This is a genomic window from Kitasatospora sp. NPDC056651 (assembly GCF_042792155.1).
Lineage (GTDB): Bacteria > Actinomycetota > Actinomycetes > Streptomycetales > Streptomycetaceae > Kitasatospora.
In genome coordinates, this window is sequence record NZ_JBHTWX010000068.1 from 1 (window position 1) to 13758 (window position 13758).

The 13758-nt window shown below is 73.9% G+C and carries 15 protein-coding genes; 4 read left to right on the forward strand and 11 right to left on the reverse strand.

The window, feature by feature from the left end:
• Positions 1-40: 40 nt before the first annotated feature.
• Together ACFRAR_RS24530 and ACFRAR_RS24535 are read right to left on the reverse strand one after the other, a co-directional pair.
• The gene (locus ACFRAR_RS24530; protein WP_380700321.1) at positions 41-772 is read right to left on the reverse strand and encodes an MIP family channel protein; all 732 of its coding nucleotides are present in this window, start codon (positions 770-772) and stop codon (positions 41-43) included.
• 227 nt (positions 773-999) lie between these two features.
• On the reverse strand, positions 1000-1932 hold the full coding sequence (locus tag ACFRAR_RS24535) for an NADP-dependent oxidoreductase (RefSeq protein WP_380700322.1): 933 nt from the start codon (positions 1930-1932) through the stop codon (positions 1000-1002).
• Positions 1933-2080: 148 nt separating this feature from the next.
• Here ACFRAR_RS24535 and ACFRAR_RS24540 point away from each other — a divergent pair, with 148 nt between their 5' ends.
• Both ACFRAR_RS24540 and ACFRAR_RS24545 read left to right on the forward strand, forming a co-directional pair.
• On the forward strand, positions 2081-3529 hold the full coding sequence (locus ACFRAR_RS24540) for a response regulator transcription factor (protein ID WP_380700323.1): 1449 nt from the start codon (positions 2081-2083) through the stop codon (positions 3527-3529).
• Positions 3530-3557: 28 nt separating this feature from the next.
• On the forward strand, positions 3558-3989 hold the full coding sequence (locus ACFRAR_RS24545) for a protein phosphatase (protein WP_380700324.1): 432 nt from the start codon (positions 3558-3560) through the stop codon (positions 3987-3989).
• Positions 3990-4054: 65 nt separating this feature from the next.
• On the opposite strand, the gene ACFRAR_RS24550 is transcribed toward ACFRAR_RS24545, so the two are convergent.
• The 9 genes from ACFRAR_RS24550 to ACFRAR_RS24590 form a co-directional block, all read right to left on the reverse strand.
• Positions 4055-5083, reverse strand: a complete 1029-nt coding sequence (locus tag ACFRAR_RS24550) for an urease accessory protein UreD (RefSeq protein ID WP_380700325.1) — start codon at positions 5081-5083, stop codon at positions 4055-4057.
• On the reverse strand, positions 5080-5700 hold the full coding sequence (gene ureG, locus ACFRAR_RS24555) for an urease accessory protein UreG (RefSeq protein ID WP_380700326.1): 621 nt from the start codon (positions 5698-5700) through the stop codon (positions 5080-5082). The genes ACFRAR_RS24550 and ureG overlap by 4 nt, the downstream gene beginning before the upstream one ends.
• A 42-nt stretch (positions 5701-5742) precedes the next feature.
• Positions 5743-6507 (reverse strand): urease accessory protein UreF, encoded by a 765-nt coding sequence (locus ACFRAR_RS24560; protein ID WP_380700328.1) that lies wholly within the window; start codon positions 6505-6507, stop codon positions 5743-5745.
• Entirely contained in the window at positions 6504-8228 is a 1725-nt protein-coding gene (ureC, locus tag ACFRAR_RS24565; RefSeq protein WP_380700329.1) for an urease subunit alpha, read from the reverse strand. Before ureC ends, ACFRAR_RS24560 begins: the two co-directional genes overlap by 4 nt.
• The gene (locus ACFRAR_RS24570; protein WP_380700330.1) at positions 8228-8659 is read right to left on the reverse strand and encodes an urease subunit beta; all 432 of its coding nucleotides are present in this window, start codon (positions 8657-8659) and stop codon (positions 8228-8230) included. The genes ureC and ACFRAR_RS24570 overlap by 1 nt, the downstream gene beginning before the upstream one ends.
• A 23-nt stretch (positions 8660-8682) precedes the next feature.
• The gene (locus tag ACFRAR_RS24575; protein ID WP_380700331.1) at positions 8683-9567 is read right to left on the reverse strand and encodes a sirohydrochlorin chelatase; all 885 of its coding nucleotides are present in this window, start codon (positions 9565-9567) and stop codon (positions 8683-8685) included.
• A gap of 3 nt (positions 9568-9570) precedes the next feature.
• Positions 9571-9876 (reverse strand): urease subunit gamma, encoded by a 306-nt coding sequence (locus tag ACFRAR_RS24580; RefSeq protein ID WP_380700332.1) that lies wholly within the window; start codon positions 9874-9876, stop codon positions 9571-9573.
• Between the two features lie 90 nt (positions 9877-9966).
• Positions 9967-10938: an urea transporter gene (locus tag ACFRAR_RS24585; RefSeq protein WP_380700333.1), complete on the reverse strand. Its 972-nt coding sequence runs from the start codon at positions 10936-10938 to the stop codon at positions 9967-9969.
• A 266-nt stretch (positions 10939-11204) separates the two neighbouring features.
• Positions 11205-11987 carry an alpha/beta hydrolase gene (locus ACFRAR_RS24590; RefSeq protein WP_380700334.1) on the reverse strand — a complete coding sequence of 261 codons (783 nt, stop codon included), beginning with the start codon at positions 11985-11987 and terminating at the stop codon, positions 11205-11207.
• 297 nt (positions 11988-12284) lie between these two features.
• Between ACFRAR_RS24590 and ACFRAR_RS24595 the strand changes: the two genes are divergently transcribed.
• On the forward strand, positions 12285-12818 hold the full coding sequence (locus ACFRAR_RS24595) for a SigE family RNA polymerase sigma factor (RefSeq protein ID WP_380700335.1): 534 nt from the start codon (positions 12285-12287) through the stop codon (positions 12816-12818).
• Positions 12815-13732, forward strand: coding sequence for a hypothetical protein (locus ACFRAR_RS24600; RefSeq protein ID WP_380700336.1), 918 nt, complete (start codon positions 12815-12817; stop codon positions 13730-13732). Before ACFRAR_RS24595 ends, ACFRAR_RS24600 begins: the two co-directional genes overlap by 4 nt.
• Positions 13733-13758: the final 26 nt, after the last annotated feature.

Consider the following 13758-nt stretch of genomic DNA (forward strand, 5'->3'; position numbering starts at 1 on the left):
CCACGGTCCCGGCCGCCGCTCGGCCTGTGTGCGGGCGGGACTACACCCGCGCGTCGGTGGCCAGGGCCTGCGCCACCGGGAGGTTGGGCTGCGGGTGGGTCAGCAGGTGGACGCCCGCCGCCAGCGCGCCGCCGACCAGCGGGGCGAGCAGGAACAGCCACAGCTGGGAGAGCGCGTCGCCGCCCGCGAACAGGGCCGGGCCGAGGCTGCGCGCCGGGTTGACCGAGGTGCCGGTGAGCGGGATGCCGACCAGGTGGATGACCGCCAGGGCGATGCCGATCGGCAGGCCGTCGAAGCCGACCGCGGCCAGCCGGTGGGTGACCGCCAGCACGACGTACACCAGCAGGAAGGTGAGGAGGACCTCGGTCAGGAACGCGCCGCCGGCGTTGATGTGCACCTGGGAGCGGTCGCCCCAGCCGTTGGTGCCGAGCTTGCCGTGGGTCTCCAGCCCCGGTATCTGCTTGGCCAGCAGCAGGACGAGCGCCGCGCCGGCGATGCCGCCGAACACCTGGGCGATCCAGTACGACACCGCGGTGCGCCCGTCGATCCGGCGGGCCAGCAGGAAGCCGAGCGTCACCGCCGGGTTCACGTGGCAGCCGGAGATCGGCCCGAGCGCGTAAGCGAGCGCGAGCAGCACGAAGCCGAAGGCCAGCGCGATGCCCACCGGGCCGATCTGGTCGCCCGCGAGCACCGCGGCACCCACCGCCAGCAGAACCAGCAGCAGTGTCCCGAGGAACTCGCCGATCACCGCCCGCCTGTCCGTTCCACCCATACGCCTGGTCCTCCTGACCGTCAGGGCAGGCGGTCCGGTGCCGCCCACGTCCGGCCAACCCTGGTCGACCGTTCGGGGGACCGCATGTCGGCCGGACGGCCTAGCGCCGTGTTTACGGCGCGTCCGCCTGCCGAATTACTCCGAACGGATGAAACCGTACGAAAATGGCGAGCTCAATGCAAAACGTAGGCAAAACGGGCAGATGGGGCAGGGCGGGCGGCGGGCGGCTATCGGACCGTCAGCACGAGCTTCCCGCGCAGGTGCCCGGCCTCGCTGACCCGCTGCGCCGCGGCCGCCTCCGACAGCGGGAGCACCCGGTGCAGCGGCAGCCGCAGGGTGCCCGCCTCGTGCAGGGCGAGCGCGGCCGCGTAGGCGCGCCGGTGGTGCGGCTCCACGCCCTCGACACCGCCGTTGAACCGGACGCCGTGCTCCTGCGCGCCGACCACGTCGGCGATGGTGAGCACCCGGTCCGCGCTGCCCGTCAGCTCGATCGACAGCGGCAGCACCCCGCCCCGCCCGGCCGCGTCCAGCGCCCGGTCCACCCCGCCCGGGGCGGCGGCCCGCACCCGCTCGGCCAGGCCCTCGCCGTACGCCACCGGGATCGCGCCGAGCTCCCGCAGGTAGGCGTGGTTCGGCTCGCTCGCGGTGCCGACCACCGTGATCCCGCGCGCCCGGGCGAACTGGAGCAGCAGGGTGCCCACCCCGCCGGCCGCGCCGTGCACCAGCAGCGTCTCGCCCGGCCGCACGCCCAGGACGTCGAGGACCCGCTCGGAGGTCTCGGCCGCCACCGGGATCGCGGCGGCCTCCTCCCAGCTCAGCCCGGCGGGCTTGTGGGCCAGCTCCGCCGCGTTCACCAGCGCGTGTTCGGCGTAGGCGCCGCCCATCGTGTGGCCGAATACCTCGTCGCCGGGCGCGAAGCCGCTCACTCCGGCGCCCACGCTCTCGACCACGCCGGACAGCTCCACGCCCGGCACGTAGGGGAAGACGACGGGGAACAGTCCGGCCAGCTCTCCGGTGCGCAGCCTGCGGTCCACCGGGTTGACGCCCACCGCGCGGACCGCGACCCGCACCTGGCCGGGCCCGGGGGCGGGCAGCTCGATGTCGACCGGGTGCAGCACGTCCGCGCCGCCGAACTCGGAGAATGCGATCGCCTTGGTCATTGAAGGTCCTTCGGTCTCAGGGGAGTTGACTGCTCCGACGTCTTCCATCCTGGGGCCGGGGCGGTGGGCGTCCGGCCGGTCCTTCGGACGGTTCGACCTGTCCGAACGGCCAGGCGGGGCCGGCGGCACCCGAACTAGGCTGGGCGCCATGGACGACACGGGGGGTATGGACGGCATGGGCGGCACGGTGGACGGCACAGTGGGCGTCGTGGGCGCCGTGGTGGGCAGCACGGTGGACGGCACGAGCGGCGCGGACGAGACCTGGCGGCAGCACTGGGGCCGCCCCGAGGACGCGCTGGCCCGGGCCGTCGAGGTGCTGCGCGCTCCCCGGCCGGACGTCCTGCCGCGGCTGTCGGAGGTGCTCGCCACCCTCGTCCCGCACACCGCGCTCACCCAGCTCAGCGGCGTCTGCACGTTCAGCCCCAAGCACGGCTACGGCCCGCCCGAGCTCACCGCCGCGATCAGCGCGCTGGAGCTGTCCCGGCTGGCCGAGCACACCGCCGGCACCACCGCCGGCACCACCGCCACCGGCCGGCCCTGGCAGGGCGAGGCCGAACTCGCCGGACGCCCCCGGCCGGTGGTCGTCGTCGCGACCGCTCCGGGCAACGGGAGCGGAGCCGTCCTCGTCCTCGTCCGGTCGGACAGCGCGCCGGTGGCGCCCGGGGCGCTCGCCGTCCTGCAACAGGTGTGGGACCTGGTGACCGCCCACTCCGACCACCGCGCCACCGACGCCGCCCCGGCCCAGGCGGCCGCCTCCCGAGCCTCCGCCAACGCCCGCGCCCGCGCCATCGCCGAGTTCACCGGCACCCACAGCGCCGCGCTCACCGCGATCCTGGCGCCGCTGCGCTCCGCCGACCTGGACGACGCCACCGCCCGCCGCAGTGCCACCGAGCTGGCCGTCACCGCCCTCCTCGACCTGCGCCAGGGCGCCGAACTGGACCGCACGCTCAGCGAGAGTCCCGCCGCCGACGCCTTCGCCCGGCTGGTGCGCGAACTGCGCCCGCTGCTGCGGCACACCCGGGTCCATCTCGACGCCGCGCCCCCGGCCGAGGCCGACCGGTCCGTTCCGGCGGACGCCGCGCACGCCGCCCGCGACGCCGTCCGGGTGACGGTACTGCTGATGCTGGAGCAGGAGAAGCCGACCCGGCTGCACGTGAGCTGGCAGTTCACCCCGGACGGCCTGCTGCGCGCCGTGGTGCGCGGCGACGGCCTCGGCCTGCTCACCGCCGACGCCCTCACCGTCCACCGCACCGTCGACCGCATCGCCACCCTCGGCGGGCGCCACCGCGTCGAGGCCGTCCCGGGCTGGGGCACCACGGTGACCGTCGACCTCCCCCTCGCCCTGCCCGAACCCGCCCTCACCACCGACCCGTTGGACGGCCTCCACCCGCGCGAGCTGGAGGTCCTCGACCAGCTGGCGCGGGGACGCCGCAACCGGGACATCGCGGCGGCGCTGCACATCAGCGAGTCCACGGTGAAGTTCCACGTCGCCAACATCCTCGCCAAACTCGACGTCTCCTCACGCGGCGAGGCCGCCGCCCTCGCCCACCGCGCCGGCCTGCCGCGCGGCCCGGTGGGGCTGCACGCGGCGTCCTGAGCACCGAACTCCCCCGAGAAAGGCCGACATGACCGACCCCACCACCTGGGACCCGAGCGCCCCCGGCATCCTGCGGCTGCCCTCCGGCCGCCTGCTGCGCGGCCGTGGCATCCGCCGCCCGCTGCCGCCCGGCCCCCGGCCGGACTTCGGCCTCTACCTGTTGGGCCGCCGACCGCACGTCGACTGGCCGAGCCGCTGGGTGCGCTGGCCCGACTTCCGCCTTCCCGCCGACCGCGCGGACGCCGCCGACGCCTTCCGCGAGGCCTGGGAGCGCTCCGCCACCGAACGCGTCGAACTCGCCTGCGCCGGCGGACACGGCCGAACGGGCACCGCACTCGCCTGCATCGCCGTCCTGGACGGCGTCCCGGCGGCGGAGGCGGTGGCGTACGTGCGGGAGCACTACGACCGGCACGCCGTCGAAACGCCGTGGCAGCGCAAGTTCGTGGAGCGGCCGGCCTAGGCGGGGTGGACAGCGGTCCGGAGACCCGCCTCCGGGGGCCGCCCCCGTTCCGGGAGGAGGTCAGGTCACGTCTTGCGCAGGTCCGGCGCCGGGGCCCCGATCAGCAGCCGCCGCACCGCGTCCCAGGCCGCGCGCAGGGCGGCCGCGCAGATCCGGGTGTCGGAGCCGAGCAGCCGCAGCCAGGCGCCGGCGTCCTGCGGCAGCACGCTCACTCCGTACAGCAGGCCTGCGAACGGGCCGTCGGGGCCGGCCAGCGCCTCGTGCAGGGCGTCGGCGATCCGGGTGGCCGGGGCGAGCGGGCTGAGGACGTACAGGCTGGACATCACGTCGTGTCCGGCCAGCACCGCCGGCCCGGTGACGCCACGACCGCCGCCCGCCGGGGGCTCCAGGCGTACGGTGTCCAGCGCCACCAACTCACCGTCCGGGCGCCGCACTTCGAGGTCGGAGGCGAACACCCGGTAGGCGTTGCGCTCGCCCCGGGCGAGCCGGCCGGCCAGGACGGTCTCCCCGGCCAGCACCGTCGCGGCCGGGTCCACGGTGAGGACGGTCCGCTGGTAGAGGCGGGAGTCGACGAAGGGGATCACCGGCTCGGGCAGGTACTCGACGTAGGCTCCGGGGCCGGCCGTCAGGTTGACCAGCTGCGTCGCGTAGTCGTGCTCCATCCGGTAGACCTTGGTGGCCGCCTGGGTGGTGAGGTGGACCGCCGTGTCGGCACCGCAGTGCAGGTCGGTGCGGAGCCGGTCGGCCTGGAGGATGCCGCCGCCGGTGGACATCAGGAAGGTGACGGCGAGGTCCGGGCGGGCCGGGTCGAAGTACAGCGGGCGCATGATCTGGAGCGGCGACTTCTGGTAGTGGCCGGTGAGTTCGGTCCGCCCGCCGACCTGCTCGAAGGCCAGCTCCAGCAGCCCGACCTTGCCGGGGCGCCCGACCGCGAGGGTGTCGGGCGTCCCGGCGTACCGCCGGACCTGGTACGGGACGCGGGCCGGCTCGTAGTGCCGCGGGTCGAGCCGGGGCACCGTCGCGGCGGACGGGCCCGCCGGGCCGAGGGGGCCCGCCGCGACGGCGGGACCCGCCCCACCGGAGAGACCCGTCACGCCGGAACCGTCCGGAAGGTCTCCAGGAAGGCGGCGATCTCCTCCAGGCCCTCCCCCGTCAGGCAGTTGGTGAGCACCACCGGACCGCCCTCGCGCACCCGGTGGGCGTCGGACTCCATCACGCCGAGGTCGGCGCGGACGTACTGGGCGATGTCGATCTTGTTGATGACCAGCAGGTCCGACTCGGTGATGCCCGGGCCGCGCTTGCGGGGCATCTTCTCGCCCTCGGCGGTGTCGAGGACGAAGAGGAACAGGTCCACCAGCACCGGGCTGAAGGTCAGCGTCAGGTTGTCGCCGCCGGACTCGAACAGCAGGGTGTCGACGTCCGGGAAGCGTTCCAGCATCTCGGCGCCGGCCGCGAGGTTCATCGTCGGGTCGTCCCGGACGGCGGTGTGCGGACAGGCGCCGGTCTCCACGCCGACCACCCGTTCCGGGTCCAGCATCCCGGCCAGGGTGCGGCGCACGTGCTGGGCGTCCTCCTGGGTGTAGATGTCGTTGGTGATCACCGCCGGGCGGTGACCCCGGGCGATCAGCACCGGGACCAGCGCCTCGATCAGCGCCGTCTTGCCGGAGCCCACCGGCCCGCCGATGCCCACGCGGAGCACGTTCTCGGTCAACTCTCCTCCTCTGGTCTTTCGTTGTGCGAGAAAACTGGGGGTTCAGCTCATGAACAGCCGGGCTTCGGCCCGTTCGTGCCGCCCGGACATCGCGTCCGCGACCGGAACGCAGCCGCCGAGGTCGGCCAACTCCCGTTCCAGGGCGGCGGACACCACCTCGCGGATCACCGGGGCGGCCTCCCGCAGCACCACCTGCGCCTTGCGGTGGTCGGTCAACCGCAGCCGCAGGGCCGCGCCGACGAAGCTGGCGCAGAACGCGAACAGGTCGCTGGTGACGGCCTGTTCGACCGGGACGCCGGCCGAGGCGTACGCCACCCCGGCCACCACCGCCTGACAGCCGTGGGCCCGCTTGTCGGCGACCAGGGCGGCGTACCGTTCCAGCTCCTCGCCGCCCACCGACTCCCTTGCAATGTCCAGGAGTTGGCGGCCGGTCCGGGTCGCGGCCAGGCGCAGCTCGCGGTTGAGCTTGGTGGCGTTGAGCCGCTGGTCGGTCTCGGCCAGGAGGTCCACGTCACCGGCCAGGGAGGCCCGGTGGGCCAGCACCAGCGCGGTGGCGTCGGACGGTCCGACGCTGTGCCGCAGCAGGTCGGCGAGCAGGCCGGGCAGGGTGTCCGGGGTGACGGCCTTGGCCTGGGCGTAGCCCTCCAGGCCGTGCGAGAGGGTGTAGAAGCCGCTGGGGAAGGCCGAGTCGGTCAGCTGGAGGCAGACCAGCAGGGCGTCCAGCCCGCCGCCGGAAGCGCCGTCCGGAACACCGCCCGGGAAGCCGCCCGGGACACCGTCGGGAGCGGCGTCACGACCGCTGCTCACGCGAGGTAGAACAGGTGGTTGAGCGGCAGCTCACGGGCCGGCTCGATGGTGGCGGGCTCGCCGTCCAGGGTGACCCGGTACGTCTCCGGGTCGACGGCGATCTTCGGCAGGGCGTCGTTGCGCACCATGTGCTGCTTGCCGACCGAACGGCACCGCCGCACGGGCAGCACCCTGCTCTCCAGGCCGAGTTGGGCCGGGACGCCGAGGTCGATCGCGGCCTGGGACATGAAGGACACCCGGGTGGCCTGCCTGGCCCGACCGTACTGGCCGAACATCGGGCGGTAGTAGACCGGCTGCGGGGTGGGCAGCGAGGCGTTCGGGTCGCCCATCAACGCCCAGCTGATCACCCCGCCCTTGATGACCATCTTCGGCTTGGCGGCGAAGGAGTTGATCGGCCAGAGCACGATGTCGGCGAGCTTGCCGGACTCCAGCGAGCCGATGTGGTCGGCGGTGCCGGAGGCGATGGCGGGGTTGATGGTGAGCTTGGCGAGGTAGCGCAGGACCCGGACGTTGTCGTTGCGCTCGCTGTCGCCGGCCAGCTTGCCGCGCTGGTCCTTGCAGTGGTGGGCGGTCTGGAAGGCGCGGGCGAAGGACTCGCCGATCCGGCCCATCGCCTGCGAGTCGGAGGAGAAGATCGAGATGACGCCCTCGTCGTGCAGCACGGTCTCGGCGGCGATGGTCTCGGCGCGGACCCGGGAGTCGGCGAAGGAGACGTCCTCGGGGATGTTGTGGCTGAGGTGGTGGCAGACCATCACCATGTCCAGCAGCTCGTCCACCGAGTTGACGGTGTAGGGCAGCGTGGGGTTGGTGGAGGACGGCAGCACGTTGGGCTCGCCGGCGATCCGCATGATGTCGGGGGCGTGGCCGCCGCCGGCGCCCTCGGTGTGGAAGGTGTGGATGGTGCGGCCGTCGATCGCGGACAGGGTGTCCTCGAAGTAGCCGGACTCGTTGAGGGTGTCGGTGTGGATGGCCACCTGGACGTCGTACTCGTCGGCGACGCTCAGCGCGGTGTCGATCGCGGCCGGGGTGCTGCCCCAGTCCTCGTGCACCTTGAGCCCGCAGACGCCCGCCTCGACCTGCTCGCGCAGCGCGCCGGGCAGCGAGCCGTTGCCCTTGCCCAGCAGGCCGACGTTCACCGGCAGGTCCTCGACCGCCTGGTACATCCGGTGGATGTTCCACGGGCCGGGGGTGCAGGTGGTGCCGTTGGTGCCGTCGGACGGGCCGGTGCCGCCGCCGATCAGGGTGGTGATGCCGTTGCTCAGCGCCTCCGGCACCTGCTGCGGGGCGATGAAGTGGATGTGGGTGTCGATGCCGCCGGCGGTCGCGATCAGGTGCTCGCCGGAGATCACCTCGGTGCCGGGACCGATCACCAGCAGCGGGTGCACGCCGCTCTGGGTGTGCGGGTTGCCGGCCTTGCCGACGGCGACGATGAAGCCGTCCTTGACGCCGATGTCGCCCTTGACCACGCCGAGCACCGCGTCCATCACCACCACGTTGGTGATGACCAGGTCGAGCGCGCCCTGCACGCTGGTCGCGGCCGGGTCCTGGGCCATGCCGTCGCGGATGCCCTTGCCGCCGCCGTACACGGCCTCGTCACCGTAGTGGCCCTGGTTGAAGTCCTGTTCGACCTCGACCACGAGGTTGGTGTCGGCGAGGTGGAAGCGGTCGCCGACGGTGGGGCCGAAGAGGTCGGTGTACTGCTTGCGGGAGAGGATGGCCATCAGCGGTCGCCTTCCTGGTGGGCCGCCGGGTCGTTCCCCGGCTGGACCTTGTGGTCGAGGTTGGTGCCCTTGAAGCCGCGGGCGATGGCCCGGTCGATGGCGCGGGCGCGGGTGTCGGGCGCGGTGATGCCGCCGTCCACGAGGTTGGCGAAGCCGACCAGGCGGCGGTGGCCGCCGAACTCGGCGAGCGTGACGTCCTTGGTGTCACCGGGCTCGAACCGGACGGCGGTCCCGGCCGGGATGTCCAGGTGCTTGCCGAAGGCGGCGTTGCGGTCGAAGTCGAGGGCGCGGTTGGCCTCGAAGAAGTGGTAGTGCGAACCGACCTGGATCGCGCGGTCACCGGTGTTGCTGACCGTGACGGTGGCCTTGGCGCGGCCGGCGTTGATCTCCACCGGGTCGTCGCCGTACAGGTATGCGGCGCCACCAGACATGGCTGGCCTTCCTCTCTGCCGGATCAGTGGGGGGTGTGTGCGGGGTGGTGCGCGTGGGGGGTGTGCGTGGGGTGGTGTACGTGGGGGGCGTGCGCATGAGGAGTGTGGCCGTGGCTGTGCGGCGATTCGCCCGGCCCGTGGCTGTGCGCGTAGCCGTGCCCGTGCTCGGCGTCGAGGCCGGCCAGGATGCCGTCCTCCCCGTGCCCGAGCAGGTGCAGCGCCGCGGCCGTCCGGGCCGCGACCACCCCGGCGACGGCGGACGGCCGCAGCAGCGGACCGCCGTCCCGCACACCGGGCAGGGCGCCGCGCAGGGCCGGTCCGAAGGAGGCCGGGACGGCCGTCACCTCGCGGGCGCCGAGCAGCCGGCAGCGTTCGGCGCCCTCGGCCGGGTCGGGGTCGCCGCCGTCGAAGGCGACCTCCACCCAGCGGTGCCGGCCGTACTGGCGGGCGAGGCGGGCGATCCGGAACAGTTCGGCGTCCTCGAAGGGGCCGGCCGCCGGGGCGGTGACCAGCACCGCGCCGTCGGGGGCGGTGCCGGCCGCGGCGCGCAGCCAGCCGATCAGGTGGTCGGCGGTGCCGAAGGGCGCGGTCAGGGCGAGCCGTCCGCGGCCCTCGCCGGCGGCGAGCCAGCGCAGCGCGCGGGCGGTGTCGGCGACCAGTTTCGGGTCACGGCCGAGGGTCATCGGTACCACGCACACCGGTCCGTCGCCCGCCGCGGCGAGCGCCGACCGTACGGCCTCGGTGAGTCGGCGGCCGGCGGGGGCGGCGGCGTGCGCGACGGCTCCGGCGGGTCCGGCGGGTCCGGTGGATCCGGTGGATCCGGGCGCGACCAGGGCGGCCAGGTCCCGTCCGCCGTCGCTCTCGTGCCCGCCGGCCAGCACCACGGTGGCGGCCTGAGGCTGGGTCATCGTTCAGGCACCCACCGGGTCGTGGCAGGAGACCAGCTTGGTCCCGTCCACGAACGCCGCCTCGACCTGGAGCAGCGGGAGCATCTCGCGCACGCCCGGCATGACGTCCTCGCCGCTGACGACCTGCTTGCCGATCTCCATGCACTCGGCGACGGTGCGGCCGTCCCGGGCGCCCTCCATGATCGCCTCGCTGATCAGCGCGCAGGCTTCGCTGTAGTTCAGTTTGACGCCGCGGTCGCGGCGTTTGCGGGCCAGGTCGGCCACGACGTAGATGTACAGCTTGTCCATCTCACGCGGCGAGAGATTCACGGGAATCACTCTTCCTTTCCGAGAATCCGGTGATCGAGAAATGCGAAACGTCCGCAAGGTGTTGGACGCACAAGGAAGTTGGGAGGGTATTCAGATTCGGCGCAGGCGCGGCACGGCCGGCGCCGCCGCCAGGAACAGCATCGTGGTCAGCACGAACGGCCAGGTGAAGGCGTGGCCGCCGAAGGGCGCGCAGACCGCGCCGAGCGCCGGGGTCAGCACGGTCGCGGCGGCCGCGCCGACCAGGGCGTACGCCGCGCTCCAGCCGTCGGGCGCCAGGAACACCCCGCACAGGGCGAGCGCCACCAGCACCCCGCTGTAGCCGAGCAGCCCCTGCCCGACCGACTCGCCGGGCGCTCCGAACGCCCAGGCCGTGACCAGCCCGGCGGCACTGCCCGCACAGGCCATCAGGCCCGCCAGGCGGCTCGCCGCGAACAGCCCGGCCAGGAACAGCAGGCCGACGTACCACTGCGGCATGAAGAAGATCTGACCGATGTTCGCGAAGAAGCCGTGCCAGAGCTGATCCCAGCTCAGACCGGTCGGGCCGTCGGCCGGGACGGGCAGGGCGGCGGGCGCGGGCGCGCCGTGCCACAGCCGCCGGAAGCCGGGGGCGGCGGCCGTGACGGCCGTCGCGACCAGGCAGAACGGCACGGTCAGCGCGGGTAGCCCCCGGCCGGCGAGCAGTGCGCCGACCCCCGCCGTGACCACCACCGCGACGGCGGCCCCGAGGACCGCCACGGCGACCGTCGCCGGGTGCCCGGCGCCCAGGAAGACGGCACAACCCAGCGCCACCAGGCACCCGTTGTACCCGTGCAGCCCGGCCCCGACGGCCTCCCGGTCGAGCCCGAGCCCGTACGCGACGGCGGTGGAGACGGCACTGCCGAGCAGCCCGTAGAGGCCGTACTGCCAGCCGGCGGCGAACAGTGCGGCCACGAAGAAGAGTCCGCAGACGACGGACGGCATGAAATCCACCTGCGCGACGCCCCGGAGGACTTCCGCGACCACCCTGCCGGATATCGGACGAGCCGCCACCGAGGCGCTCTCCCCACCGATTTGCTGACCCATGCTGCGCACCAATTTTCCGGTACGGCCGGCCTGCCGAAAGTCGGCCCCGGCGATTCCTCCGGAACCGTACTCCTCCGAAATGCGAAGTCCAGGGGGTGCGGAGGGTTACGCCAAATCCACGATGGGTGACCGATGGGCCGCTGAGCTGCAACAATCTGTTGAACCGACTGTCGGTCAAGTTCGTTGCAGGGAGAAATCCTTTGCGAAGTTTTACTGACGGTTGGCATCGGCGGAGCCGAAGTCCGCACTCACCGCACAGGGCTCACTCAGCCGGCGCTCAGGTAACGCGTCAGGAACCGCTCGGACGAATCCAGTTCGGCATCCGGCACCTCCAGATGGCCACCGGGGTTGGCGTGCAGGGTCTTCTGCCGCGAGCCCAGCGCGCCGAACAGCGCGAGCGCCCCCTCGCGCGGCACCAGCCGGTCGTCCCACTGCACCAGGAACTCCACCGGCACGCCGACCCGCTCCGCCGCCTCCGTCTGCGATCCGTGCCCCGTCAGCCCGAACACCGCCGCGGCGATGCGCGGTTCGGCCGCCGCCAGCGGGATGCCGATCGCGCTCCCCAGCGACAGCCCCCAGTACCCGACCGGCCCGAGTCCCTCCCCCGCGCCGGTCGACGCCTCCTCACCGACCGCCTCCTCGCCGACGGCCTCCTCGCCCAGCGCGTCCAGCACCGCCGTCCACTCCGGCACCGCCCGCTCCGCGAGCGCCGCCGTGTGCCGCGCCAGCCACGCGCTGACCGGCCGGCCCGCCGCGATCAGCTCCCCGATCTCGGTGGCGAACCGCTCGTCCTGCGCGCTGCGCGGGCGCTCGCCGTGCCCCGGCGCGTCGAGCGCCACGGCCGCGAAACCGTGCCCCCGGACGCACCGCCCGGCCCGCTCCACCACCCCCGGTCCCAGCTTGTGCCCGCCGCCGCCGTGCCCCAGCAGCACCAACGGCCGCCCACCGAGCGGCAGCCCCTCCGGCTGCCAGAGCACACCGGGCACGCCGTCGAGGGTGAAGCGGCGCTGTGTCACGCCGCCCGAGCTGGATTCCGAGGTGAAGTGCACTCCGCCATCATGGCTCCCAACACGCGTTCGAGTCCCGGGTTTTCCCGTTGTGACGGCATCCTCCGCCCGGCGACGTCCCCGTGGCCGCCGGACGCGTCGAGGAGGACGGGAAGCCGCCGCGCCAGTGCCCGCGACGTCATGAGAAATGATCATCGGGCGGAGCGTAGTGGCGCCGCCACCGGCCGCCAGGCGCTGTCGGCCCGCCGCGGCCGCCGCCGGGCACTTTCGCGGCCCACCGCGGCCGGCGGTAAGCGCTTCCGGCCACCGCCGGGCTCTGGACGGGTGGAGGAGGTGCTCATGAAGGAAGCGAAGAGCGGTCGGGACGAGGAGTTCCAGACGTTCATCGTCGCGGTCTGGCCCCGCCTGGTACGCACGGCGTACCTGCTGGCCGGCGAGCAGTACGCGGCGGAGGACCTGGTGCAGTCCGCCGCGGAGAAGGCCTGCGCGGCCTGGTCGAAGGTGCGCCGGGCCGACGACCGGTACGCCTACGTGCGGCGGATCCTGGTCAACCAGCACGCCCGCCGCTGGCGCCGCCGGGCGCCGGAGCTGCTGGTGGACGCGGTGCCGGACACGGCAGGGGTGGAGGACGGCTTCGCCCGGTCCGACCAGCGCGGGGCCCTGCTGGCCGCGCTGGCCACCCTGCCGCCGCGCCAGCGCGAGGCGGTGGTGCTGCGGCACTGGGAGGACCTGAGCGACAGCTCGACGGCGGCGGCCATGGGGTGCTCGGTGGGCGCGGTGCGCAGCCACGCGGCGAAGGGGATCGCGCGGCTGCGGCAGGTCACGGCGTTGGTGGAGTTCAAGGACACGACTCACATCGGAGGGGCGGCATGAGCGGCGACACGAACCGGAATCCCGCGGGCGAGGGCCGGGAGGAATGGCTGGGGCTCGGCCTGTCCGAGGCGGCCGCCGGGGCGAGGATCGGCCCGGCGCCGGTGGCGGACATCGTGGCGGGCGGCCGCCGGCTGCGGCGGCGGCGCCGTTCGGTGGTCGGCGCGGCGGCGCTGGCCGCGGTGGTGGCCCTGGCCGGCGGGGCGGTGGCGCAGCTGCGCCCGGGCCCGGCGTCCACCCAGCGGATCGGCCCGGCGCAGGTCGGCGCCGTGCCCTCGCCCACGGCCGCCTCCGCGACGAGCGCCACCCCCGCCGTACGGGACCCGTTGACCCCGACCCGGACGCTGCTGAACCAGGGCGTGACGGCGGACGGCAAGCAGTGGCAGCTGTGGCACGCGCTGTGGCCGCTGGCCCCCAAGGAGCGGGCGTTCGAGCAGGCCACGGCGGTGCGGGCGGAGCGCAGCCGCTACGACGCGAACGTCGCCATGGTGACGGAGGAGTACGTCCGGCAGTACTGGCAGCCCGACTCCGATGTCGTCGACGTCTACTTCACGGTGGACGGGGTGCGGATCGGCCACGACTACGAGGGCACCCGGCCGGCCCCCGGGAAGGTCGACCCGCTCCGCCGGACCGAGTTCGGCGGCGGCCTGATCGGCCGTTCCGGCAAGGACGGCATCGTGCCCCCGGTCGACCTGGTGCTGATCGAGCTCTGGCCGGACGTCGGCCGGGTGGCGGTGACCTGGGAGGACGGCACCACCACCGAGCCGCAGGTCGTCACGGTGGCCGACTCCCCCATCCGGGAGATGGCGGTGGCCCGCCCGGGGACGATGCGGGCGAAGTCCTGGCAGTTCTACGACAAGGACGGCAACCGGCTCCAGGACTCCGACGCCAAGTACCTCACCGAGCCGCTCTCCTGAGCCGCGCCCGCCCCGCCTCGGCCCCG